The organism is Rhodococcus sp. 21391, assembly GCF_016772255.1.
Taxonomy (GTDB): domain Bacteria; phylum Actinomycetota; class Actinomycetes; order Mycobacteriales; family Mycobacteriaceae; genus Rhodococcus_F; species Rhodococcus_F opacus.
In genome coordinates, this window is record NZ_CP063781.1 from 7,390,314 (window position 1) to 7,412,737 (window position 22,424).

Annotated in this window: 22 protein-coding genes and 1 pseudogene; 13 read left to right on the forward strand and 10 right to left on the reverse strand. The window is 64.6% G+C overall.

Features of this window, described 5'->3' with window-relative positions; all coding sequences use genetic code 11:
* Positions 1-3: 3 nt before the first annotated feature.
* The 6 genes from clpB to GO592_RS34350 are packed head-to-tail and all read right to left on the reverse strand — an operon-like array spanning position 4 to position 6,777.
* Entirely contained in the window at positions 4-2,637 is a 2,634-nt protein-coding gene (gene clpB, locus GO592_RS34325) for an ATP-dependent chaperone ClpB (protein ID WP_172651852.1), read from the reverse strand.
* Positions 2,619-2,948: a chaperone modulator CbpM gene (locus tag GO592_RS34330; protein ID WP_172651851.1), complete on the reverse strand. Its 330-nt coding sequence runs from the start codon at positions 2,946-2,948 to the stop codon at positions 2,619-2,621. The genes clpB and GO592_RS34330 overlap by 19 nt, the downstream gene beginning before the upstream one ends.
* Positions 2,945-3,865, reverse strand: a complete 921-nt coding sequence (locus GO592_RS34335; RefSeq protein WP_172651850.1) for a DnaJ C-terminal domain-containing protein — start codon at positions 3,863-3,865, stop codon at positions 2,945-2,947. The genes GO592_RS34330 and GO592_RS34335 overlap by 4 nt, the downstream gene beginning before the upstream one ends.
* A gap of 6 nt (positions 3,866-3,871) precedes the next feature.
* Positions 3,872-4,387 (reverse strand): nucleotide exchange factor GrpE, encoded by a 516-nt coding sequence (locus GO592_RS34340; protein ID WP_172651849.1) that lies wholly within the window; start codon positions 4,385-4,387, stop codon positions 3,872-3,874.
* Positions 4,388-4,395: 8 nt separating this feature from the next.
* Positions 4,396-6,276, reverse strand: a complete 1,881-nt coding sequence (gene dnaK / locus GO592_RS34345; RefSeq protein WP_172651848.1) for a molecular chaperone DnaK — start codon at positions 6,274-6,276, stop codon at positions 4,396-4,398.
* A gap of 3 nt (positions 6,277-6,279) precedes the next feature.
* On the reverse strand, positions 6,280-6,777 hold the full coding sequence (locus GO592_RS34350; protein ID WP_007299855.1) for a general stress protein: 498 nt from the start codon (positions 6,775-6,777) through the stop codon (positions 6,280-6,282).
* A 788-nt stretch (positions 6,778-7,565) separates the two neighbouring features.
* Here GO592_RS34350 and GO592_RS34355 point away from each other — a divergent pair.
* The 4 genes from GO592_RS34355 (at position 7,566) to GO592_RS34370 (ending at position 10,850) form a co-directional block, all read left to right on the forward strand.
* On the forward strand, positions 7,566-8,582 hold the full coding sequence (locus tag GO592_RS34355; protein WP_172651847.1) for a S1C family serine protease: 1,017 nt from the start codon (positions 7,566-7,568) through the stop codon (positions 8,580-8,582).
* 218 nt (positions 8,583-8,800) lie between these two features.
* Positions 8,801-9,898, forward strand: a complete 1,098-nt coding sequence (locus tag GO592_RS34360) for a hypothetical protein (RefSeq protein ID WP_007299856.1) — start codon at positions 8,801-8,803, stop codon at positions 9,896-9,898.
* Between the two features lie 209 nt (positions 9,899-10,107).
* Complete coding sequence (locus GO592_RS34365; RefSeq protein ID WP_007299857.1) at positions 10,108-10,665, forward strand: carboxymuconolactone decarboxylase family protein; 558 nt, start codon at positions 10,108-10,110, stop codon at positions 10,663-10,665.
* Positions 10,662-10,850, forward strand: coding sequence for a carboxymuconolactone decarboxylase family protein (locus GO592_RS34370; RefSeq protein WP_007299858.1), 189 nt, complete (start codon positions 10,662-10,664; stop codon positions 10,848-10,850). The genes GO592_RS34365 and GO592_RS34370 overlap by 4 nt, the downstream gene beginning before the upstream one ends.
* Before the next feature lie 240 nt (positions 10,851-11,090).
* Here the strand turns inward: GO592_RS34370 and GO592_RS34375 are convergent, their stop codons facing one another.
* Entirely contained in the window at positions 11,091-11,453 is a 363-nt protein-coding gene (locus tag GO592_RS34375; protein WP_237720577.1) for an SDR family NAD(P)-dependent oxidoreductase, read from the reverse strand.
* Here GO592_RS34375 and GO592_RS45005 point away from each other — a divergent pair.
* A complete protein-coding gene (locus GO592_RS45005; protein ID WP_237720578.1) occupies positions 11,353-11,985 on the forward strand; it encodes an SDR family NAD(P)-dependent oxidoreductase in 633 nt (210 codons plus the stop codon). The two genes, GO592_RS34375 and GO592_RS45005, sit on opposite strands and share 101 nt — an antisense overlap.
* Positions 11,986-12,764: 779 nt before the next feature.
* On the opposite strand, the gene GO592_RS34385 is transcribed toward GO592_RS45005, so the two are convergent.
* The gene (locus tag GO592_RS34385; protein WP_039952574.1) at positions 12,765-14,222 is read right to left on the reverse strand and encodes a hypothetical protein; all 1,458 of its coding nucleotides are present in this window, start codon (positions 14,220-14,222) and stop codon (positions 12,765-12,767) included.
* 654 nt (positions 14,223-14,876) lie between these two features.
* Here GO592_RS34385 and GO592_RS34390 point away from each other — a divergent pair.
* From GO592_RS34390 to GO592_RS34395, 3 genes and pseudogenes are all read left to right on the forward strand, one after another.
* A pseudogene (locus GO592_RS34390) lies at positions 14,877-16,299 on the forward strand (IS3 family transposase); the annotation flags it as partial.
* 77 nt (positions 16,300-16,376) lie between these two features.
* Positions 16,377-16,499, forward strand: coding sequence for a hypothetical protein (locus tag GO592_RS46005; RefSeq protein ID WP_257225826.1), 123 nt, complete (start codon positions 16,377-16,379; stop codon positions 16,497-16,499).
* A 16-nt stretch (positions 16,500-16,515) separates the two neighbouring features.
* Entirely contained in the window at positions 16,516-16,962 is a 447-nt protein-coding gene (locus GO592_RS34395) for a DUF6325 family protein (protein WP_172650983.1), read from the forward strand.
* A gap of 280 nt (positions 16,963-17,242) precedes the next feature.
* Here the strand turns inward: GO592_RS34395 and GO592_RS34400 are convergent, their stop codons facing one another.
* Positions 17,243-17,422, reverse strand: coding sequence for a hypothetical protein (locus GO592_RS34400; RefSeq protein WP_172650982.1), 180 nt, complete (start codon positions 17,420-17,422; stop codon positions 17,243-17,245).
* Positions 17,423-18,240: 818 nt separating this feature from the next.
* Here GO592_RS34400 and GO592_RS34405 point away from each other — a divergent pair.
* Positions 18,241-18,474, forward strand: coding sequence for a hypothetical protein (locus GO592_RS34405; RefSeq protein WP_172651843.1), 234 nt, complete (start codon positions 18,241-18,243; stop codon positions 18,472-18,474).
* Positions 18,475-18,976: 502 nt separating this feature from the next.
* On the opposite strand, the gene GO592_RS34410 is transcribed toward GO592_RS34405, so the two are convergent.
* Entirely contained in the window at positions 18,977-19,723 is a 747-nt protein-coding gene (locus GO592_RS34410) for a GntR family transcriptional regulator (protein ID WP_202715073.1), read from the reverse strand.
* A gap of 339 nt (positions 19,724-20,062) precedes the next feature.
* Between GO592_RS34410 and GO592_RS34415 the strand changes: the two genes are divergently transcribed.
* Genes GO592_RS34415 through GO592_RS34430 form a run of 4 tightly spaced genes read left to right on the forward strand, consistent with a single transcriptional unit; the run spans position 20,063 to position 22,416 of the window.
* Positions 20,063-20,521 (forward strand): SRPBCC family protein, encoded by a 459-nt coding sequence (locus tag GO592_RS34415; RefSeq protein WP_172651841.1) that lies wholly within the window; start codon positions 20,063-20,065, stop codon positions 20,519-20,521.
* An 11-nt stretch (positions 20,522-20,532) separates the two neighbouring features.
* Positions 20,533-20,898, forward strand: a complete 366-nt coding sequence (locus tag GO592_RS34420; protein ID WP_172651840.1) for a nuclear transport factor 2 family protein — start codon at positions 20,533-20,535, stop codon at positions 20,896-20,898.
* The gene (locus GO592_RS34425) at positions 20,891-21,646 is read left to right on the forward strand and encodes an SDR family NAD(P)-dependent oxidoreductase (protein ID WP_172651839.1); all 756 of its coding nucleotides are present in this window, start codon (positions 20,891-20,893) and stop codon (positions 21,644-21,646) included. The genes GO592_RS34420 and GO592_RS34425 overlap by 8 nt, the downstream gene beginning before the upstream one ends.
* 23 nt (positions 21,647-21,669) lie before the next feature.
* The gene (locus tag GO592_RS34430; RefSeq protein ID WP_202715074.1) at positions 21,670-22,416 is read left to right on the forward strand and encodes an SDR family NAD(P)-dependent oxidoreductase; all 747 of its coding nucleotides are present in this window, start codon (positions 21,670-21,672) and stop codon (positions 22,414-22,416) included.
* The last annotated feature ends 8 nt before the right edge of the window (positions 22,417-22,424 follow it).

Below are 22,424 nucleotides of genomic sequence, written 5' to 3' on the forward strand. Positions count from 1 at the left end.
TTCTCAGGCCGCCGCGACGGCGGGTTCCTCATACGCGACGGCGAGCTCGCCGCCGTCCACCGTGACACTGATAGTGCCACCCGGTTCGATTTCGCCCCGCAACAGCGCACGACCGATCTTGGTCTCTACCTCGTGGGCGATGTACCGCCGCAGCGGCCGCGCACCGTAGACCGGGTCGAAACCGCGTTCGGCGATGAGCCGGCGTGCTTCCGGCGTGATATCCAGGTGTATCTGGCGCTCCGACAACCTGTTCCGAAGATCGGTGAGCTGCAGCTCGACGATGTGCTCGATCTGGGGCAGCGTGAGCGGGGTGAACAACACGATGTCGTCGACCCGGTTGAGGAACTCGGGACGGAAGTGCCCGCGCAGTTCCGCCAGCACCCAGTCCCGGGCGTCCGGCTTGATCTCGCCGTCGGCTGTGACTCCCTCGAGGAGATGCTGGGATCCGATGTTGGAGGTCATGATGATCACGGTGTTCCGGAAATCGACTTGCCTGCCTTGAGAATCGGTGATCCGGCCGTCATCGAGCACCTGCAGCAGGGTATTGAAGACGTCGGCGTGGGCCTTCTCGATCTCGTCGAAGAGCACCACGGAGTACGGCTTGCGGCGCACCGCCTCGGTGAGCTGGCCACCCTCGTCGTACCCGACGTACCCGGGGGGCGCACCGATGAGCCTGCTCACCGTGTGCCGCTCCTGGTACTCGCTCATGTCCAGGCGCACCATGTTGTCTTCGCTGTCGAAGAGGGCACTGGCCAGCGTCTTTGCGAGCTCGGTCTTTCCCACGCCCGTCGGGCCCAGGAAGATGAACGAACCGATCGGCCGGCGCGGATCACGGATACCGGACCTCGCCCGGATCACCGCGTCTGCGACCAGTTGCACCGCCTCGTCCTGACCGACGACCCTCTCGTGCAGAATCTCGTCGAGCTTCAACAGCTTCTCCCGCTCGCCTTCCTGCAGCCGGGCGACCGGGATACCCGTCCATGCGGCCACGATCTCTGCGATCTCGTCTTCGGTGACCACTTCACGCAGCAACGGATTCCGGCCCTGCCTGGTGGCCAGTTGCTCCTCCGCCGCCTCGAGCCTGCGTTCCAGCGCGGTGATCTCGCCGTATCGCAATTCGGCGGCCCGATTGAGGTCGTAGTTGCGCTCCGCCTCCTCGGCCTCGTGGCGCAATCGTTCCAGCTCTCCCCGCAGCTCCTGCACCCGCCTGATCGCCTGCCGCTCCGCCTCCCACTGAGCGTGCCGGGCGTCGGCCTCTGCCCGCAGGTCGGCCAGCTCCTTACGCAGCTCTTCGAGGCGCGCCTTGCTGGCCGCGTCCGTTTCCTTGGACAGCGCGGCCTCTTCGATCTCCAGCCGGGTCACCTTCCGGGTGAGCTCGTCGAGTTCGGCCGGCATCGAATCGATTTCGGTGCGTAGCCGGGCGCACGCCTCGTCTACCAGATCGATCGCCTTGTCCGGAAGGAAGCGGTCGGTGATGTACCGGTGCGAGAGGGTCACGGCGGCCACCAGTGCGCCGTCTTGAATCTTCACGCCGTGAAACACCTCGAGGCGTTCTCGAAGTCCGCGCAGGATCGAGATCGCATCCTCGGCGCTGGGCTCGTCGACGAGAACGGTCTGGAAGCGTCGCTCCAGTGCCGCGTCGGATTCGATGTGCTTGCGATACTCGTCGAGAGTGGTGGCACCGATCATGTGCAGTTCGCCGCGAGCGAGCATCGGCTTGAGCATGTTGCCGGCGTCGAGAGACCCCTCGCCGCCCACTGATCCCGCACCGACCACTGTATGTAACTCGTCGACGAACAACAGGATGCGCCCCTCGGCCGCCTTCACCTCGGACAGCACCGCCTGCAGTCGCTCCTCGAACTCGCCGCGGTACTTCGCACCGGCCACCAGGGAACCCATGTCGAGCGAAAAGATCGTCTTGTCGCGCAGGCCCTCGGGCACGTCGCCGCGGACGATCCGCTGGGCGAGGCCCTCGACGATCGCGGTCTTACCGACGCCGGGGTCGCCGATCAGCACCGGATTGTTCTTCGTCTTCCGGCTCAGGATCTGCGTTACCCTGCGGATCTCGGCATCTCGGCCGATGACCGGATCGAGTTTGCCTGCCCGCCCCTCGGAGACGAGGTCGCGTCCGTACTTCTCCAGAGCCTCGTACGCCCCCTCCGGGGTCGCCGAGGTGACGCGTTGATTGCCGCGCACTTTCGTCAGCGCCGTGAGGAAGGCCTCTCGTGTGACCCCATGACTGGCGAGGACCCGCCCCGCCGCACTGGCCGACCCCTCCTCGGAGAGGGCCATCACGAGATGCTCCACCGACACGTAGGAATCCTTGAGTCGCTTCGCCTCCCGTTCCGCGGCGTCGAGCAGCTTGGCCAGGCGCTGGGTGATCATCACCTGACCGGGCGTCGCGCCGGGGCCGCTGACCTTCGGCCTGCGCGACAGTTCACGTTCCAGGTCGGATCGCAGGGCATCGACGTTCGCGCCGGCCTGCTCAAGCAGTCGGGGGACCAACCCTTCCTGCTGGTCGACCAACGCGAGCAGCAGGTGCTCTCCGTCGACCTCGGTGTGACCCATTCTGGTCGCTACGTTCTGGGCTTCCTGCAGGGCTTCTCGTGACTTTTCAGTCAGGCTGCCGGTGTCCATGGGGGTGTCCTCCTTCTGCGGGAAGCTGCTTCGAGTTTCTCGATTCGATCCAGCAGATCGAGCACGAGCCCGATTGCCGAGTAGTTCAGGCCCAGACCGGTCCGCAGCCGTTGGATGCGGGCGGCGTGGGCCACTTCGGACGGTTCGAACGACATCTCGCCGCCGGCGTCGCGGTGGGCGTCGAGCAGGCCGAGAGCCACAAGCTTTCGTGCCAGGTCGGGGTGCAGCCCGGTACGTTCGGCGAAGGCATCTGGCGACAATCCGGCACGGCGAACCAAGACGTAGTGGGTGACCGGGGTCGGGGTGCTCATGTCTCTTTCCTCGGATCGAAGTTCGATTCGGTGGCCAACTGCTCGAACAGCTCGCGTTCGCGTGCTGTCGGTTTCGGCGGCACCATCACCTTGATTTCGGCGTAGAGGTTGCCGTTGGCGCCCCGCGGATTGGGCATTCCCTCTCCGCGCAGGCGCAGCTTCCTTCCCGTCGACGAGCCCGGCACCACTTTGACTTTCGCCTCGCCACCCGGGGTGGGAACGACGACGGTCGACCCGAGGACCGCCTCCCATGGCGATACGGGCAGGTCGACGTAGATGTCCCGGCCCTGGACGCGGAACCGGGAATGCGGCTTGATCCGCACCACAAGGTACAGATCCCCGGGCGGCGCGTCACCGTTGCTCCGGCCGCCTTGCCCGGCCAGCCGGATTCGCTGGCCGTCCAGGACACCGGCCGGAATGTCGACGTCGTACTGCCGTCCGTCCAGTCTGAGAGTGCGTTTGCCGCCCCGATACGCCTCTTCCAGGGTCAGTTCCAGTTCCGCTTCCTGATCGGCGCCGGGAATCGGCCCGTACCCTCCACCGCCGCCGAACATCTGCCCGAAGAGGTCCTCGAAGTCGACGGCGCCCTCGCCACCGACACCGCGACCGAAGTGCACCCTTCTGCCCCCACCGCCGAACCCGCCGCCGCCGTACCCACCGGCGCTTGCCCGGACCCGTTCGTCGTAGTCCTCGGGCACACGCCGGAAGTCGTCACCGAATCGGTCGTAGCGTTTCCGGGTGTCCGGGTCGGACAACACCTGGTAGGCCTCGTTGGCCTCCTTGAACTTGTCCTCCGCAGTGGGGTCCTTGTTCACGTCGGGGTGGTACTTGCGGGCCAGCTTGCGGTAGGCCTGCTGGATTTCGTCGGTGCCGGCGCCCCGCGGGACCCCGAGCACTTCGTAGTAGTCACGCGCCATCGGTGCTCACCCCTCGGGGCGGCTGACGACCACCGCGGCGGGACGCAGCTGCCGCCCGTTCTCTCCATAGCCCGGGCGCAAGACCTCGGTCACGGTCCCGGAGGGAAGGTCGGGTTGGGCCACCACACTGACCACTTCGTGGAGCTCCGGGGAGAACGGCACACCGACCTCGTCGTGGCGCTCGAAGCCGAACCGTGAGAGCACCTGCACCGCCTGATCCCGGATCGCCTTCACACCCTCGACGACGGTCTGAGGATCGCTGCCCGCGTGGGCCAGCGCAAGCTCCAAATTGTCCAGTACCGGCAGCCACGCCGCGGAAACCTTCGCCACCTCCGCGGCGCGTTCACGGTCCAGATCCTTGGCATACCGCTTGCGCAGGTTGTCCAGATCTGCGAGGGCCCTGCGCCAGCGGTCCTCGAGTTGAGCCAACTCGGCCCCCGTGTCGGTGCGATCGGGCGCCGTCTCGGTCTGATCCCTGTCGGTAGCCGGCTCGGTCGTCGAATGATCTGCAGACCTTTCCATCGTGTGCCTCAGCTTCGATCGAATTCGGCGTCGATCACGTCGTCGTCATCCGACGACGCAGCCTCTGCGCCGCCGGCCTGGTGTCCGTCGCCGCCGTCCTGGACCGGCGCGAGCCCGTAGAGCAACTGCTGGAGCTCCGAGGTGAGTGGCTCTACCTCCGCGGGTGAAGCACCGTCTTTCACGGCCTTTCTGGCGTCGGCGATCAGCATCTCGGCCCGCGCCTTGTCGTGCGGTGGCGCACTGTCACCGAGTTCGGCGAGTCGCCGTTCCACTTGATATGCAACCGAATCGAGCGCGTTGCGTGCGTCGACCGCCTTGCGCAGCGCCTCGTCCTCACCCCGGTTCCGTTCGGCCTCGGCGAGCATGCGCTCGACCTCACTATGGTCCAGGTTGCCCTGCTCACTGATCGTGATGCTCTGCTCCTTGCCGGTGTCCTTGTCGCGGGCGGTGACGTTGAGGATGCCGTTGGCGTCGATATCGAACGTGACTTCGACTTGGGCCTCACCGCGTGGCGCGGGACGGATGTCTTCCAGCCGGAACCGGCCGAGCACCCGGTTGTCGGCGGCCCGTTCGCGTTCGCCCTGCAGCACCACGACGTCCACGGCGGACTGATTGTCTTCCGCCGTGGAGAACACTTCGCTGCGCCGGGCCGGGATCGTCGTGTTGCGCTCGATGATCTTGGTCATCACCCCGCCCTGCGTCTCGACGCCGAGGGACAGCGGGGTGACATCGAGTAACAGCACATCGGAGACCTCGCCCTTGAGCACGCCCGCCTGGACTGCGGCACCGAGCGCCACGACCTCGTCCGGGTTGACGCCCATGTGGGGGTCCTTACCGCCGGTGAGCCGGCGAACCAGCGCCTGCACCGCCGGAATACGTGTCGAACCACCGACCAGGATCACCTCGTCGATGTCGTTGGCGGTGACCTTGGCGTCACTCATCGCCTGCTTCACGGGGTCGAGGCAGCGTTCCACCAGATCCGCCGTCAGATCCTCGAACTTCGATCGCATGATCGTGGTGGTGAGGTGCTTGGGACCGTTCGCGTCTGCGGTGACGAAGGGCAAGTTGACCTGAGCCTGGGTGACCGAGGACAACTCGACCTTGGCTTTCTCCGCGGCCTCGAAGAGGCGCTGCAACGCCTGCGCATCCTTGCGCAGATCGATATTCTCCGCACGCTGGAATTCGTCGGCGAGGTAATCCACCAGGCGTCGGTCGAAGTCGTCGCCGCCGAGGTGGGAGTCGCCGGCCGTGGAACGAACCTCGACCACTCCCTCGCCGACGTCGAGCAGGCTCACATCGAAGGTGCCGCCGCCGAGGTCGAAGACCAGTACGGTTTCGTGGGTCTGCTTGTCCATGCCGTACGCCAGTGCCGCAGCGGTCGGCTCGTTGATGATCCGCAAAACCTCGAGGCCTGCGATCCGGCCGGCGTCCTTGGTGGCGTTGCGCTGCGCGTCGTTGAAGTAGGCCGGAACGGTGATGACCGCTTCCTTGACCTTCTCACCGAGGAACTTGCTCGCGTCGTCGACGAGCTTGCGCAGCACGAGGGCGCTGATCTCCTCCGGCGCGTACTTCTTTCCCCGCACGTCGAATCGGGCCTCACCGTTGTCACCCGGCACGACGTCGAAGCTGACCGCTTTTGCCTCCTCGGAGATCTCGTCGTAATGACGTCCGATGAAGCGTTTCGCCGAGTAGATCGTGCCCTTCGGATTCAAGATCGCCTGCCGTCGGGCAAGCTGACCCACCAGGCGCTCGCCGCTCTCGGTGAACGCCACCACCGACGGGGTCGTCCGCGCTCCCTCGACATTGGAGATCACCACCGGCTCGCCGCCTTGCCAGCTTGCGATGACCGAGTTGGTGGTGCCCAGGTCTATACCCACAGCGGTCGCCATGACTCATTCCTTTCGATCGGTCCGGCCGGTGAGCAGGCGGACGGCTTCGTCCGCGACCTCGACATCGGCGAGGACTTCGTAGTGACGTGGTTGTAATGACTGGATTGAGGTGAAGTCGCGCCGGCCGCCCTGCAGCGCATACATGAGCAGGCCGAGCAGAGCGCCGACAACGGCACCGAACACCAACCCGTAGAAGGCGAGCGCGAGGCCCGTGAGCAGCGGCTGGACCCAATCGAGTAACCCGAAGATCCAGCCGAACAGCGCACCCGTCAGCGCGCCCGCGGCGGCGCCGCGCAGAGCGGCCCAGCCGTAATTCAATCGGCCGACGACCTGCTCGACCAACTCGATATCGCGACCGACGATGGCCAATTTGTCTACCGTGAAATGTTGGTCGGAGAGATAGTCGACGGCGTTTTCAGCGTCGGCGTAGTTGTCGAACGTTGCTACAACCTGGCGGGCAGGTCGACGTACCGCGGAGGTCCCGCCACTGGACTCTGACATCACGCCCCCTAGGCGTCGATGACTTGGGATTCGCCGAGCCCGCGCGTACCAGTTCGGCGTTCGGTCGATCAGTCAACCGTTTGAGCTCACGGAAGCTCAACCGCCTGAGAGTTAGTTCCTCATCCGCCACTGGGTGTCATCAAGATTCGCCCAACGGGCGTCCACACAACGGGAAACAGTGGCGTCCACACCTCACCCAGGGCATAGATGTCCGCTGGAACCCGCTCGAGGCGGCCGGTGCGCGCACTCCGGGCATCAGCCACTACTCGGGGAATTCCATGAGTTGAACTCCCGATAGGAAATTTTCGCAGCCGAAGGAGGTGGGTGCCTAGGGCCCCGCAGGTCGAAAGCGGGAAGTCGATTCCACCCTGTCAGTACAGTCGCGGGAGTGCTGGGAATAACAGCTTCTTCATCCTCACGTAGAGGATCAGGCCCTCGGTGGTGGACCCTAATCCCCTGGTGCAGAATCGAACCAGTGACGAAATCCACTTTCCAGCTGTTGGATCAGCCCATCCAGTAGAGTCACTACAGTCTGATTTCGCTGTACGGCAACCGAATCGGGCGGAAGCCGGGAAGCTGGTCTGAAAGCAAAAGTAGTACAACAGTATACGACTCGCCGCCGCAGCAGGTGAGCACGCGCACTGTAATCGTCGATGTAGGTTTTCCATGGGTATGTGACGTGGGTCGGGAGTCGCCGACCACGGGAGCAGGGAGGGGTATGTTGATCGGGTGGGCCCGCTCGCGGTAGGTGCAAGTAGGAGACCGAATCCTCACGGAGGCGGTCGCTGATGCGCGTGCCGTCGACCGTACGTTCCTCGATCTGGGTGCCGCTGGTCGCGATCGTGGTCCTCCTCCTCGCAGGATGCGGCGCCTCGGCTCCCACCACCTCGACGCCCTCAGCGGGGCCTGCCGTAGACCTGCCGGCACTGGTCCGGCAGGTGGAGGCCTCGGTCGTCACCGTGCTCACCGAGTCCGGCGTGGGCAGCGGCATCGTCTACAAGACCGACGGCACCATCGTCACCAACGCCCACGTGGTCGAGGGTGCCCGGCAGGTGAGTGTGGCCTTCGCGGACGGGCAACAGGTGTCTGCGAACGTGCGGGCCGTCGATCGGGTGGCCGACGTCGCGGTCCTTCAAGCGGACCGCACGGATCTGACTGCGGCGACGTTCGAGACAGCGCTGCCGGAGGTCGGCGCGCTCGCCGTAGTCGTGGGTAGTCCGCTGGGGTTCGAGGACACGGTCACCTCTGGCATCATCTCAGGATTGCACCGTCAGATCCCCGGGTCGGCCTCCACCGGGGCGCCGCTGGTCGACCTGATTCAGACCGACGCTGCGATCTCGCCGGGTAATTCCGGGGGTGCGCTGATCGACGGACAAGGGCGGGTCGTGGGGATGAGCCAGGCCTACATTCCCCCGTCGGCGGGTGCGGTGGCTCTGGGCTTCGCCATACCCGCGGCGGATGTCGTCGACGTCGCGGACCAGCTGCTGGCCTCCGGGACCGCCCAGCATGCGTACGTCGGCATTCAGCCCGGCACACTGACCCCGCAGATCGCCGAACAACTGGCGGTCGACCGCACCAGCGGTGTCGTCGTCCTCGAGGTCGTCCCGCTCGGTCCGGCAGCGACCGCGGGTATCCGGCCGGGCGATGTCATCACCGCGGTCAACGGCCACGACACCGAGTCGGCGGAGGACTTCATCGCGGCGATCCGTGCCGTCGACCCCGGCGATCGAGTCGAACTGACCGTGCTCCGCGGCGGCGAGACCCAGCAGATCTCGGTCACCGTGACAGACCGCCCCGCCGGCTGAACGACGATTCCAAGAGCGACCGAAACGCGCGTGGACGGAATCGGTGCTGCGGCCCGGCACGTTGCGTTGGCTAGCCGATTGTAGTCGTGTCGACGGTGCATCTTCGGCCGCTCATGGTGTCTACGGGACAGAGGCGGCGGAGATCCGCGGCGGCGCCGTGATCGACTCGCAGCCACTGCCTGGAGTTTGGGGGCAGACCGGGCGGGTATGCGAAGGCGGTGGATGCGAATGAGCACCTGCAGGGTGGGCAATCCGGTGCGGCCGGTGAGCAGGTCTCGGTGCTGTTCATCGCGGATCCGGGCACGCCTGCGGCTCTCGCGGAACGTATCGCGGAGTACCTGCCGCAACGCCTGCAGAGCCGTGATCGCCCCGAGCGTCGGTGGACGACGTGCGTGCGCCGAAAACCGTACCTCCCCGACGAGCAAGCAGACTTCGCAGATGTCATCGACACAGTCGATCCGTCCTCCGAAGCGGAGGACATCGTCGTGTACCTCACCGATCTACCACGCCGCGAGAACACCCTGCCCGTGGTGGGCGAAGTCAGCGCCGACTACCTCTTCGCGCTCATCTCGGTCGCCGGGGTGGGCGGCGTCAACATCGAGCGCCGCGTCCGCACCGTCACCGAACTCGCGATCGCCCGCATCCTCGGGGAACCGGAACTCATGCCACCCGGTGCGGCGCGACGGTTCCCGTGTGTGCAGATCGAGGACGGTATCCGGTACTTCGCGCCCTCGGGGCTGCGGCGGCTGCGACTGCTGTCGGGGATGGTGCGGGCCAACCGGCCGTGGCGACTGGTCACCGGACTGTCGAAGGTGCTCGTCGGCGCGTTCGCCACGGGTGCGATCGCCCTGGCCACCGACACGATCTGGTTGTTCGCCGACACGATGGGCCCATGGCGTATGAGTGCGGCGACGATCCTGTCGATCGTGGCGATGATTCTCTGGCTGATCCTCGACCACGAACTCTGGGAGCGGCCGAAGTCGCCGGCGGAACGTGATCGATCGGTGCTGTACAACACCGCGACCGTGGCCACCCTGGTCATCGGCGTCGTCATCCTCCACGTGGCCCTGTTCTGCCTGCTCCTGTTCACCACGTGCCTCGCTCTTCCCCCGGAACTGCTGTCCCCCATTCTCGGGCGCGCGGTGAACTTCTCCGACTACCTCACGCTCACCTGGCTGCTGGCGTCCATCGCCACCATCGGTGGGGCCCTCGGGTCGGGTCTCGAGGACGACGCCGCCGTCAAGGAGGCGGCGTACGGGGTCCGGCAGCGGCAGCGCATCGAGGAGACGCGACAACCGTCGAACGAGGCGCGATGATCGCGGGCCCGCGAAGCGTACAACCCGGCGTCCGGTGAGCCTTGTGGTCAGCATCCGTCATGGGTGTGCAAGGCGGGAAGGCGTAACGGGCTGCAGTAGGCTGGCAGCCCCGCCGAAGGCCAGCCCCCAAACGGCACTGAGGTACACCGCGGCACGGGATCGCGCGAGAAGGCCGAGGACGATCGTGGCTGCTCTGAGAAGGCTTGCCGATGACAATTTCCAAGGAGAATTTGGCCCCCGTGCAGGCTCTATCCGGTCACCTCGGTGATTGGAACGACACGCTCGACGCCGAGTACCACGATTCCCCAGAGTACTTCGACAGATTTGGCGCTATGGTCGACGTCCCCCGATCACGTGGGGCGCTCACCCCTGTCGAACAAGCGCTGATTGGGGTTGCTGTCGTAGGCAACGCTGCCAACACGAATTGGCCGCGACTGCGTGCATATGTGCGGGCCGCTCTCGACCTCGGCGCGAGTCGAGCCGAAGTCCGTGACGTATTGCAGCTGGTCAGCATCATGAGTATCCATGCGCTGTCGATCGGGGCGCCGGCCGTTGCAGAAGTTCTGTCCGAACGGGGGATTCGTCCTCCATCCGGGCAAAGCGACCGACAGCGGAACCTGCGTGCGGATTTCGAACAGAAGCGCGGGTACTGGCACAAGAGCTGGGACGATGTTTTGGCGCTCGACCCGGACATGTTCGAGGCCTACATGAACTTCTCCACCGTCGGGGCCCAATTCGGTTCGCTGCCAGTGAAGTTGCGTGAATGATCTACATTGCCATTTCTTGCCTGGTCACACACCTATACGTCCCAGGCGTGCAGATCCATACGCGGGCAGCGCTGGATGCAGGTGCCAGCGTGGAGGAGATCCTGTCGGCGATCGAGATAGCCACGTTCACCGGTGCGGATCCGTATTTCGAGACAATGACGCGCATACCCGAATTGTTCGAGTGACGGGGCGACTCGCTCGGATTCCCTGATCCAGTCGGGTCGCGCACTTCGGTTGGTGTGTGACCCGACTGGATCAGTCGTGCGGCGGCGGCGGGATCGGATTTGTGCGCCGGAGGCACTCGAAGGTCCATCAATCCTGATCGGCACAGGAATTGCTGCCAGGCAGAACGTTCAATCCTCCCACGGTGACTGTTTCGGATCAGGAGATCGGCATGGTAGAGCTCGAAGGCAAGGTTGCAGTCGTCACGCCAGACGATCGACCGCCGAACGCCGAACGGGATCTGCCAACGTCGACACGACACCGCTGGGCCGATTGCGTTCGGACTCAGTCATGCGTGTCCTGACCGGACCTGGGCACAGCACCGATACCCCGATCGACTCTCCTGCCGTTCGCAATTCGATCTCAAGATTCTCACTCATCCCCAGGATCGCAAACTTGGATGCAACGTAGGGGCTCATTGTTGGTGCACCGGTCGCGAATGCAGCCACCGAGCAGGTGTTGACAATGTGCGCCTCGGGTTGTTGCCGGAGGAGAGGAAGAAACTCCCGGCAGCCGTCTGGCGGTGCCAGCGGGATCGGATTCGCTGTGGCAGAACGTTCTGCCAGCGGAGGTGTGAAGGTCGTACTTGCCGATATCGAAGAAGACAGCTTGAATAGCGCAGCTTCGGCTCTGAGAGCGTCAGGAGCCAACGCTATCGGTGTCCAGACAGACGTATCGGATCCGGAGAGCGTGCACAACCTGGCATTGCGCACGATCGACGAGTTCGCCGGTGTCCATATCCTGTGCAACAACGCAGGGGTAGGCGTTGAAGGGAGTGGAGCGACGTATCGCGTGGATGAGAAACGGTACAGCGCCCGGCGCGCGCGAAGCGGGCACGTGAAGACTCCTCACATTGTCCGAGATGCTTGGCCGACGCACTTCGCCCGCCGAGCAGCGCTCTACGGCCCGGGTCGAGGTAAAAGCATTCGCCGCGACCCCCGCCGCTGGTTCGGTAACGATCTGCTTCGGCGTGCCACTGGGATCGGCCAGCCTCAATTGGTGCTTCTGACGAGGCAATACACGCGACAGATCTGCTCCACAGGATGCCTCCGCAACACCGACAGTTGGACTGGACCCCAATACAGCTCGACCGTGTGACCCCGTGCTTTGCCGTGGAACCCCACCACCCACGCGAGCCCGAGGACCGAGCGAACTCCGGCCGCACACGCCCCGAAGGGACATTGCATGAAAGCATCGCGAGCACGATCGAATGGGTACTGGGACAGCACGTCTTCAACGAAGTGCGCGGCCGAACGTACCGAAACGACAGAACCCTCACACACCGGGAAACGCCCAACCATGGCCGACCACAACCAAGCCCACCACAACCAAGCCCACCACAACGTCGTCACCCCACCCCCGGACCGAAGTGAACAATCCTCGGGCCTGGCGGCGTACGAGTCCGTCTTCGAGTCCACCGCATCGTGGGAACGCGATCCCATAAGGTTCCGCGGATCGGTGTCGCTTCTTGTTTCCGACCGCCAGGTTCTCAACGTCTTGTCAGAGCGTGATTCTCCGAACTTGACGGAGCGCCGCGATTGAATTCTGCTCTGCCTGCGCGCACCCAATACGTCGAGTACAGCTGGTTGATCGGTGACGGGAACAGCACCGTGCCTGGTCGGCGAATCCACGCGAGTGGTGCTGGCGCAATCAGACGACGCAATCAGACGAACTGCTTCAACGTCTGCAACCAGAGCAGACGCTGTCATACTCAGGAACGGTCGAGCAGCCTTGGCTCAACTGGCGTTCGATCCGCGAGACAGTAGGTGCCTCCACCACCCCAAGCGGCGGAGACGACACCACCGGGCCGGCGGTTCTTCACAACGGACCCTCCAAAGGGCTGCACACGCGCGTCGGCGACGCGAGGGGCCGGGTCGCTATTGGAGGCCATCCGGTCTGGCCTTCTTCGCCAGGGAGCGTTCGAGAACGTCCGCGTCCCGGGGCCACAGCCAGCGGTGGCCGTAAAGGAGCGCCCCGACGTCGAGCTTATAGGGGCCGGCCTCGATCTTCTCGAATACCGTGACGGCCGACTCGAGGAGTTGCCGGACGCGTTCAGGCGCCGGCTTGCCGAGGAAGGCATTCTTGGCGTCGAGAGCGCCGGCGAGGGCGGTCAGTGCGATCGGGTCGTCGTGTGCCTGGGCGCCACGCTCGAGATGCGACACTGCCGCATCGATGTGGTAGAGCGTCCGGCGAATGTGTTCCTTGCTGCGATCGGGATGGTTCCGGCTCTCTTCCTTCCCGACATCGCTGAACCACCACTCCCGAGATTCTTCGAAGTGGACGATCTTCGGTTTTTCGGTGTTCACCCTCGGCAAGGACCTGAACGCCTTTGCGAGCCGGTATTCGCCGCGCAGCCGCTGCACCATCGGCAGGTCCGCGGCGTTCGCGAGGGCCTCGAGGTGCTCGTCGATCGCTGCCCTCCGCGCGTCGTTGATGTTGCCGTCGAGCAGGATGATCTGGAGCCACTGCAGAATGGGCAACGCAGAGTGGTGCATCCGCTGGGCCGCCGTGGCGCCGGTGGCCCGCATTCCGTCCTTGACTCGATCGACGTAGACGAAGGCCACTCCGACGAGGATGACGCCACCCCACCACGACGGGTCGGGCGGCCAGGACAGTGGGTCGTCCACGAAGGCCACCCCGACGAGGGTCAGGGCGATCATCGCCCCGAGTAGGAGATAGGCCGTTGCCAGCGCTCTGGATTGAACGGACAGTTCGTGCTCAAATTGCTGTGCCGATGGCTCCGGCCTCGGCGACGGCATGGCCAGGCTCAGACGATCACCCCAAGTGGACTGCCGGCCCATCTCGTTGAGGAGTTGAGTTTGCAGCCGTTTCTCGATCCTTCGTCTGGCGGATGAATGGCGGCGGCGTTCTTCCTCGTTGCCGCTCCACAAGCTCGAGGCCCACTCCCGGTCCCATTCGCGTTGCCACAGTCGCCAGAGATATGCGCGACGTTGCAGCGCGTGCGGGGACAGTCTGCTCAGGGCGCTCATGGTCGCGACATGCTCGAGTTCTCGGTACATGCGCGGCGGCCACGGGTCGGGGTCGTCGTGGGAGCCGGCTTTCACGAGGGCGGCATCGCGCGCCCGGACTTCACGGACGGCGGTAGTGAGAGCATGCCGGTGATCATTCTGAGCGAAGCTGAGGAGGAAGACTGTTGCGCTCAGCAGAAGGCCTCCGGCAGTGGCGATCGAGTCGGGATAGCCGATGGATTCCGGCCTGGCCACGTCGATGAGAAATGCCGCCCCGATCGCAAACATGACTACGGAGGCTGTGAGGGCTGCGCGTCGTAGGAACCAACCCTCCCGCCATTCCCCGTCGCGGAGTATCGCACCCATGAGGTCACCTCAGACCGATGCACCCGCAGCGGGCGCTCCCTTTCACGGTAGGCATGTCGTGTGCCGCGGCGGAAGCGTTCCGGCGAATTCGGCGTGCAGTTGCCCACCAGCCCGTCCGGCCAGGTTCCACTTACACTTCGGTCACTGCCGGAGGGACGGGCGGACAGTACTTCGCGGTTCAGGATGGCAGTGGTGGCATTCCTCGCCGGAATCTTGGTGGTGGGTCTTCTTGTGTTGGTTTTCAATGTGGCAATCGGAATGCAGAAAATCCAGGACGTAGTTGGGGTGCGATGACACCCAGCGGGTCCCGATCGGTGACCGGACACCCCGGTGTCGAGGGAACGCTGAGTGCCGCATGCACGGACACGCCGATGTCCGCCGCTCGCTCGCCCCTGCAGCACCGATCTACGCTCGTGTCCCACTTCCTGTCGGGCTCCGAAGGGGCACACAGCGCTCGCGACGTTGGTCCCTTGATGCGAGGCGGCGCAGAGCTTCCGATGCTTGTCGTATGACATTCGGACGCAGGATCGTCGGTGTCGCCGGGACACTGAGTGTCAGGGTGAGTTGAGTCCAGTGTTCACCGCAAACACGCCTGCAGGGGCGAGATACGGATCAACCCGCGATAACGTTTTCTCCCACGGTTCTGGTCGAGGACAATGTCCCGATGGACCCCTCGCACCCACGCGCCGACGCGCCTTCAGGGCCGCTGACAAGCTCGCCCACCTGACCACCTATGAACAGGCCTGCGAAAAGCAAACGGCGGAGGCGCGTACCTGCGCCGCGAAGGCCTGTACTCGTCCCTGATCAGCGAGTGGCGCAAACAACGCGATGCCGGCGTCCTCGACGGAAAGAAGCCCGGCGACAAGATCGGCAAACTCACCACCGAGCAGGCCGAGATCGCACGCCTCAAACGCGAGTTGGAGAGAGCGAACAAGCGACTGGCCACCACCGAGACTGCGCTGGAAATCATGGGAAGAGCACATTCGCTCTTGGAGCAACTCTGAGAGAGCGCGGATGTGGACGAGCGGCGCAAGAAGCGTTGATTCGCACCCATCACGAACGCACAGATTCCGGTGAAACCACAAGGTCGGCAACCATATTGGCGGGTCTCGTTCGATCCACCGCAGCACGGGACAAGACCCGGCCCGCGGCACCGGATCCGACCGCCGCCGCCGCAGTCACGCACGCCTCGGAGAACAAGCTCACCGACGCCGAACGCCGCACTGTCCTCGACGTTCTCGACAGTGACCGGTTCGTCGACCGAGCCCCGGCCGAGGTCTATGCCCAACTCCTCGACGAGGGCATCTACCTTAGCTCGGTCTCGACGATGTATCGGATACTGCGCGAAAACGCGCAGGTCACCGACCGTCGACGGCAGGCCCGCCACCCCGCCCGGGCCTGTCCGGAACTGGTGGCGACCGCACCGCGGGAGGTGTATTCGTGGGACACCACGAAACTTCCCGGCCCAGTCAAGGGCACGTACTTCGACGCGTACGTGATGATCGACATCTTCTCCCGCTACATCGTCGGCGCCCACGTCGAGACCCACGAGTCGGGGCTACTCGCTGCCGAGATGATGACCGAAACCTTTGCTGTGCACGGAATACCGAACGTCGTGCACGCCGACCGGGGCACCTCGAGATGACCAGCAAGACCGTCGCCACCCTGCTCGCCGATCTCGACGTCACCCGCTCGCATTCCCGGCCGCGAGTATCCAACGACAACCCTATTCAGAGTCACTGTTCGAGACCCTCAAGTACTGCCCGGCGTTCGCGGAGCGATTCGGGTCCATCCACGACGCACGAGAGTTCATGGACTCGTTCGCCCATTGGTACAACTACGAACATCGCCATACCGGGATCGGCTTGCACACGCCCGCCGACGTGCACTTCGGACTGGCAGCTCACAAGGCCGACGAACGCGCTGGGTGCTTGCTTCGGCCCGGTGCGCGCATCCCGAGCGGTTCGGCACGACCGGTACCCCGAAGATCCTCAACCTGCCGACCTACGTCTGGATCAACCAGTCCGTCGCCGAGTCCGAGGAGGCCGAACCCGACGCGGATCAGCCCGCCGCGTAACGGGTCGGGTGTGGCCAAGCACCCGCGCTCGCGGTCGTGCCGCACACGCGCGTGAAGCCATCGCCACGATGACTCTCGTGTTCTGGAGGTACCCGTCGGAACTGGTCGTGATGGTCACCGTGGTGGCGCTGTTCCTGGTGGAACTGGTTCCCCGGCCTGCCCTGCTCACACATGGCACCCCACAAGAATCGACAATATGAGCAGGATGTGGCGAACATGACCGAAGAAATTGACGAGCTCGGTCCAGTCGACTGGATCGTGGTGGAGTTCCCCGGCAGCAAGTTCAACGGGGAAATCGCACCCGCACTCGGTGACCTCGTCGAACGCGGAATAGTCCGTGTCCTGGATCTTCTACTTCTGAAGAAGGACATGGACGGGTCACTCGAAGCGTATGAGCTCTCCGACCTCGACGACAGTGAGATCGGCGAGTTGCGGTCCTACGAGACCGAGTTGGCGATGCTCCTCAGCGAGGACGACGTCGACGCGGTCGCTGCGGCGATCGACCCCGGAAGTACAGCGGCCGTGCTGGTATGGGAGAACACGTGGGCCGCACCGTTCGCGTCGGCCACGCGCCGCGCCGGTGGACAACTCGTGGCAAGTGGGCGCATCCCGGTGCAGGCCCTGCTGGCCGCAATCGAATCAGACGAGGAAGTTGGTGCCTGACATGCCTTTAGCGGCCAGACGTTTGCGCCGGGCAGCGGTGATCGGACCCGCCCCGGTCGCGCGTACCGCCACCACGGTCGCCACGGCGGCGGTGGTGGCACACGGAGTCAGGCGCCGTACCGATCGGCGAGACGATCGGCGGGACGACCGCAGGGACCGGCGGCGCTGAAAACTCAGGGCACCGGATGTGCTCACAGCGAATGAGTTCAACTCCGGGAAGGTCAGGATCCCGGCGTCGCAGCCGCGGCGTGCAAAATCTTTCACACGCAGTATGGCTTTGTCAGAAGCACCAATTGAGGCTGGCCGATCCCAGCGGTACACCGAAGCAGATCGTCACCGACCCGGCGGCAGGAGTCGCGGCGGGTACTGCCGGTGCGGCCGAAGCTGTGGGCGTGGTGAGGGCGCCGAGGGACAGGGTGATGGCAACCGCGGAGAGCGCGGCGGCAATTCGAGTAGACATTTTCAGGGTCCTTGGTGTGGTTGATGAATGAAACACAGTGCGCACCGGGCGGATCGGCACCCATCGAGAACAGGTGTTCACCGGTCCTGTGCGGGTACCCGCACCGAGCCCGATCAGCGTGGTCGGTCCTGCTGGTTCTCCGGCTCCTCCCGATCGGCGAACATCGCCTCGATACGGCTGGTGCTTTCGGACGTGCTGAACGATTCCCGGATGGGTACCGAGGAAGTCGGTCTGCCGTGGAGATGATCTGACGCCGAGTCCATCGGACGGGCTGAGACTCCCGAAGCTGACCCCCCACGGGTCGTGCCTCGCATGGAGAAGGTGGTTGATCTCCACGACGACAGGTCGTACCCGCGCGGCCGCGACGTCGAAGTAAAACTCGGGTACAGGTCGCGAATTCTCGTTAGGTCTCCGAGTCACAACCATTGCCAGGGTTCTGCCGTCGGCGGCATGCCTGTGGCAAGCAGTACTCGCAATCCGGACATACGCCGCCCCGCCGTGCAACGCGAGCCAGCGGGCAACGGCGGGTGGGAGCCAATTCATGCACCGAGAAGCGTTGTCACCGTTTATGATAAGGCCCGCCAAAGTGAAGAGAAGTCTGACACGGGCCCATCAGCCACGGACGTGGACCGAGGCCGGGTGTCGCCGGCAGCCCTCGATCGACCCCGTGGCCGGCATCTGTCCAACGGGGTTCGGCTGCGGTGGGCCACTCCGGCCGGCGGGTGCCCTCGCGCCAGGAACTGCTGTGTCTCCTCATACGGTCGGCCTGCAACAATCCGATGCCCACTGTCGATACACCTACGAAAGGGGTGAGAAGCGTGGACGATCACATCGCCGACCGGCTGGATATTCGTGAGTTCAGGCGAGCACTGGACGAGTTGTTCGCATCTCTTCTCGATAGCGGCGACCCTCAGACACCGGAATGGGAACATACGCAACTGCACCGCCTGACCACCCAGCTGCGGAACACGGCCTCCAAGCTCCGGCGGGCCGGACTTCGGGTGCAGTATCTCGGCTTCGGAAGCGTCGAAATCTCCGCAGAAAACGACTGACCGGACCAGCAGACCACCCGTGGCATACAGCCACCACAACATAGCCAGAGCCCCCAATGTCGGTGCAGACCAAATTCTTCCGTGCTGAGGCGCGGTGAGTTCCGCCATCACAGGACTATCGGGTCCAGTGGAGGGCATCAAATATCCCCACGAAACGAAAGCGACGTCGTCGTACCCGTTCCGCGAAAACCCATGCCAGATGGACCGAAGCAACTCGATGGGCGGTGTGGGACTCTGCGTGATATCGCAGCGCCTCGGCATGCCGGTGCTGAGCGGGCGTCACGCGACCGCCCGCTGAAGGTCATCGTGGCGACGACCCGCGTGATGGTCGTCAGCATAGGGTCCAACTCCTAACTCGAGATTCCTCACCGGCCCATCTAGGCGGGGACTCTGCAGGTCAGCGAGTTCCAGTCATGGGACGACAATCGGAACGCACCGGTGAGGGTTCGTGCGCGGGGCCCTAGCAAAGGGAATTTCGAACAAACCCCCAACGCTCACCTCCCTAGTTCGGCTCCATTTGTGTCGACACCTTTACGCCGGTCACCATGGCCACGGCTTCGCACGCAGCGTGGTGAGACGCGTCGGGTGAGAGGTCTCGGAGGATCGCCAGCGCGGTGTGGGCGAGATGCCCGGCCATCAGGCGTGCGGCTTTGTCGGAATCGGCTCCTCGGACCGCTGCCAGGATGGCTTCGTGCTCCTGGTGTGCGCCGGCAAATGATTGTGGGTGCCACACCTGGTAGAGGCGTAGATATCGTTCACTGCGTTCGGCGAACGAGTTGACTGTCCGCAGCAGCGGGTCGGCGATCCGGGACATGCAGATGGCATGGAATTGCCGGTGCACTTCGCCCCACCGAGCCAGGTCGTTGTCGGCCCTCAGCTGCTCCATGGTGTCGAGCAGCTGCTGTGCGCGGGTGGCCTCTGCGGTGGTGAGTCGACCGGTGGTGACCCGCACGCCGAGTGATTCGAGGGCGATCCGTGCTCCATAGAGTTGATCGAGCTCGTTGGCGTCGAGTGCGCGCACGCGACCGGCTTGGTTGAGATCCGCTTCGATCAGGCCTTCTTCCTGGAGCATGCGGAATGCCTCGCGGAGCGGGGCCCGGCTGGTCCCGAATTGCCGCGCCAGTTCGGCCTGCTTGAGAACGGTTCCCGGTGGCAGTGTGCTGTCGAGAATCAGATCGCGTAGGTGTTTGTGCACCTCAATGCTCGTGGACCGGCGGTCGGTGAATACCGGCCGGGGAAGCTCACCCATAGTTCCTCTGGTCCCTGCCGGCCTGCTCATACGGCCCCACTCTCCATCGACGTCGCTCGTGCGGTACGTCCGATCGTACAGTGACGACACTTTTGCGGTAGGCGTGTGCTTCGCGCATCGATGCGTGAGACGGCTGACGCGCGGAATCCCAAGTAGGAGGATGTCGTCAGGTAGAGGAGTTTCGATTGAGCAATGCCTAGCGATGTCCCGGATCGGCCAAAGTGACCCTTGACACAGCAAGGAAGTGTCGACACTATTGGTTATGCGCTCAGGTAGCGCAAACCCAAAATCTTCATCGCATGCGGAAACGCATATCTCGCGCCCCAGGAGGCCACGCACATGATCGAAGTGAGCAAGACGCTGGCGGTGAACACCCCCGACACGGTGGACATAACGGTTGACGAGCTGTGGGACGGGTTGGTGATGAAGGCGGAGAACCCGTTGCCGTTCGTGCCGGCCATCACTGCGTGCACCGTCACCGACCGATTCGACGGCGGACTCGTTCGGGAGATCGTCCTCGGCGGTGAAACCGTCCGCGAGGTCGTGACTCTCTACCCGCAGCGGCGCGTGCACTTCGTGCGCACCCACGGATCGGCGAAGGGCACCATCGACAACGAAATCGAGTTCGCCGAGGACGGCAACCTGCAACTGACCTTCACCTTCCGGATCATGCTCGACGGTGTCGAGTCGGGCAGCGCCGCCGAGACCGAGTTCGCCGAGCGCATGGAGGCCGACTACCTCGCCGCCGTCGCAACCACCCTTGACGCCGTGCGGTCCCGCTCGGCGCAGATCGCCTAGGAGTCGATCCGATGACAGCCACCGTACGGACGGCGAGCGAGGTCTTCGCCGCCATCGATTCCCTCGATGCCGCCGCCTTCGCAGCACTCTTCACCGACGCCGGAAGACTGGTGTTCGCCAACTGCGCCCCGCTGATCGGTCACGCCGAAATCGAAAAGGGCACTGCCAATTTCCTCGCAACGGTCGCCGGTCTACATCACACCATCGTCCACGAATGGACCGTGGATTCGACCACGATCGTCGAACTCGACGTCACATACGACCGGCTGGACGGAAACACGGCCCGGATCCCGGTCGTGAGCATCTGGAGCCGAACGCCGGCGGGTCTGATCGACGACTATCGGGTCTACTTCGATTTGGAGCCGGTCTATGCGTGAGCTGAGCGGAAGGGTGGCCCTCGTCACCGGGGCCGGCGGCGGGATCGGCCGGGCCTGTGTGGGCGCGCTGATCGACGCCGGTGCATCGGTGATCGCCGCGGACCGGGATCCGCGGGCAGGTAAGGCCACGATCACCCACCTGCCTCCGGCGAGCCCGGCGATCTTCGTCGAAACCGACGTCACCGACACCGAATCGGTCGAGGCCATGGTTGCCGCGGCCCTGCACAATTTCGGAGCCTTGCACATCGCGCACAATAACGCCGGTGTCGAGGCCGCCGGCCATCCACTCGCCGAAATGTCCGACGCGGACTGGACTCGGGTCATCGACGTCAATCTGACCGGTGTTTTTCACTGCATGCGCGCCGAACTCCCCGCGATCATTGCCTCCGGCGGTGGCTCGATCATCAATACCTCCTCGGCGCTCGGGCTGGTCGCGTTGCCGAATCAGGCGTCGTATATCGCCTCCAAGCACGGGGTCATCGGACTGACGAAGGCGGCCGCGCTCGAGTACTCGGCGACAGGGGTGAGGGTCAACGCCATCTGCCCGGGGGTGGTGCGTACCGCGATGATCGACGAGGTCGCCGCCACCGACGACACGTTCATGGACAAGATGCACACCATGCACGCCATCGGGCGAATCGCCGAGGTGAGCGAGATCGCCGACGCCGTGCTCTGGCTGGCCTCTCCCTCGTCCTCGTTCGTCACCGGAACCGCGCTCAGCGTCGACGGCGCCTACACCGCCAGCTGACACACCACACGAACAGGACAATCATGAACGCACTCGATGGCAGGGTCGCCATGGTCACCGGCGCAGCCCGCGGGATCGGCGCGGCCTCCGCGAAAGCCCTCGCCGCGCAGGGCGCGGCGGTGGTGATCTGCGACCTGCTCGACGACGACGCGGGCAATACGGTGGCAGCCATCACCGACGCCGGGGGACAGGCATCGTACATTCGCACCGACGTCTCCGATTCCGCCTCGGTCCAAGCCGCAATCCGATACGCCGAGAACACGTTCGGCCCTCTCGACTATGCGCACAACAACGCGGGAACCTTTCATCCCGCCCCGCTGGCGGACCTCGAGGACGATGACTGGGCGCGCGTGCTGGAGGTCAATCTGACCGGTGTATTCCTCTGCATGAAATACCAACTGCGAAGCATGCTCTCCCGTCGGCGGGGTGCGATCGTCAACACTGCCTCGGTCTGGTCTATGGCCGGCGCTCCCAGCCAGGGCGCCTACGCCGCCAGCAAACACGGTGTCGTCGGCTTGACCAAGACCGCGGCCCTCGATTATGGAGGGGCCGGTATCCGCGTCAACGCGGTGGCACCGGGCCCGATCGCCACGGCCATGACAGCCGCGGTTCCCAGCGACGTGATGAACCACGTCGTCGACAGGACCGCCGCCGGGAGGTACGGACAACCGGACGAGGTCGGGCAGGCGGTCGCCTGGCTGTGCTCGGACGCTGCCTCCTACGTCAACGGAACGATTCTCCCCGTCGACGGCGGCTGGCTCGCCGGCTGACTCCACCG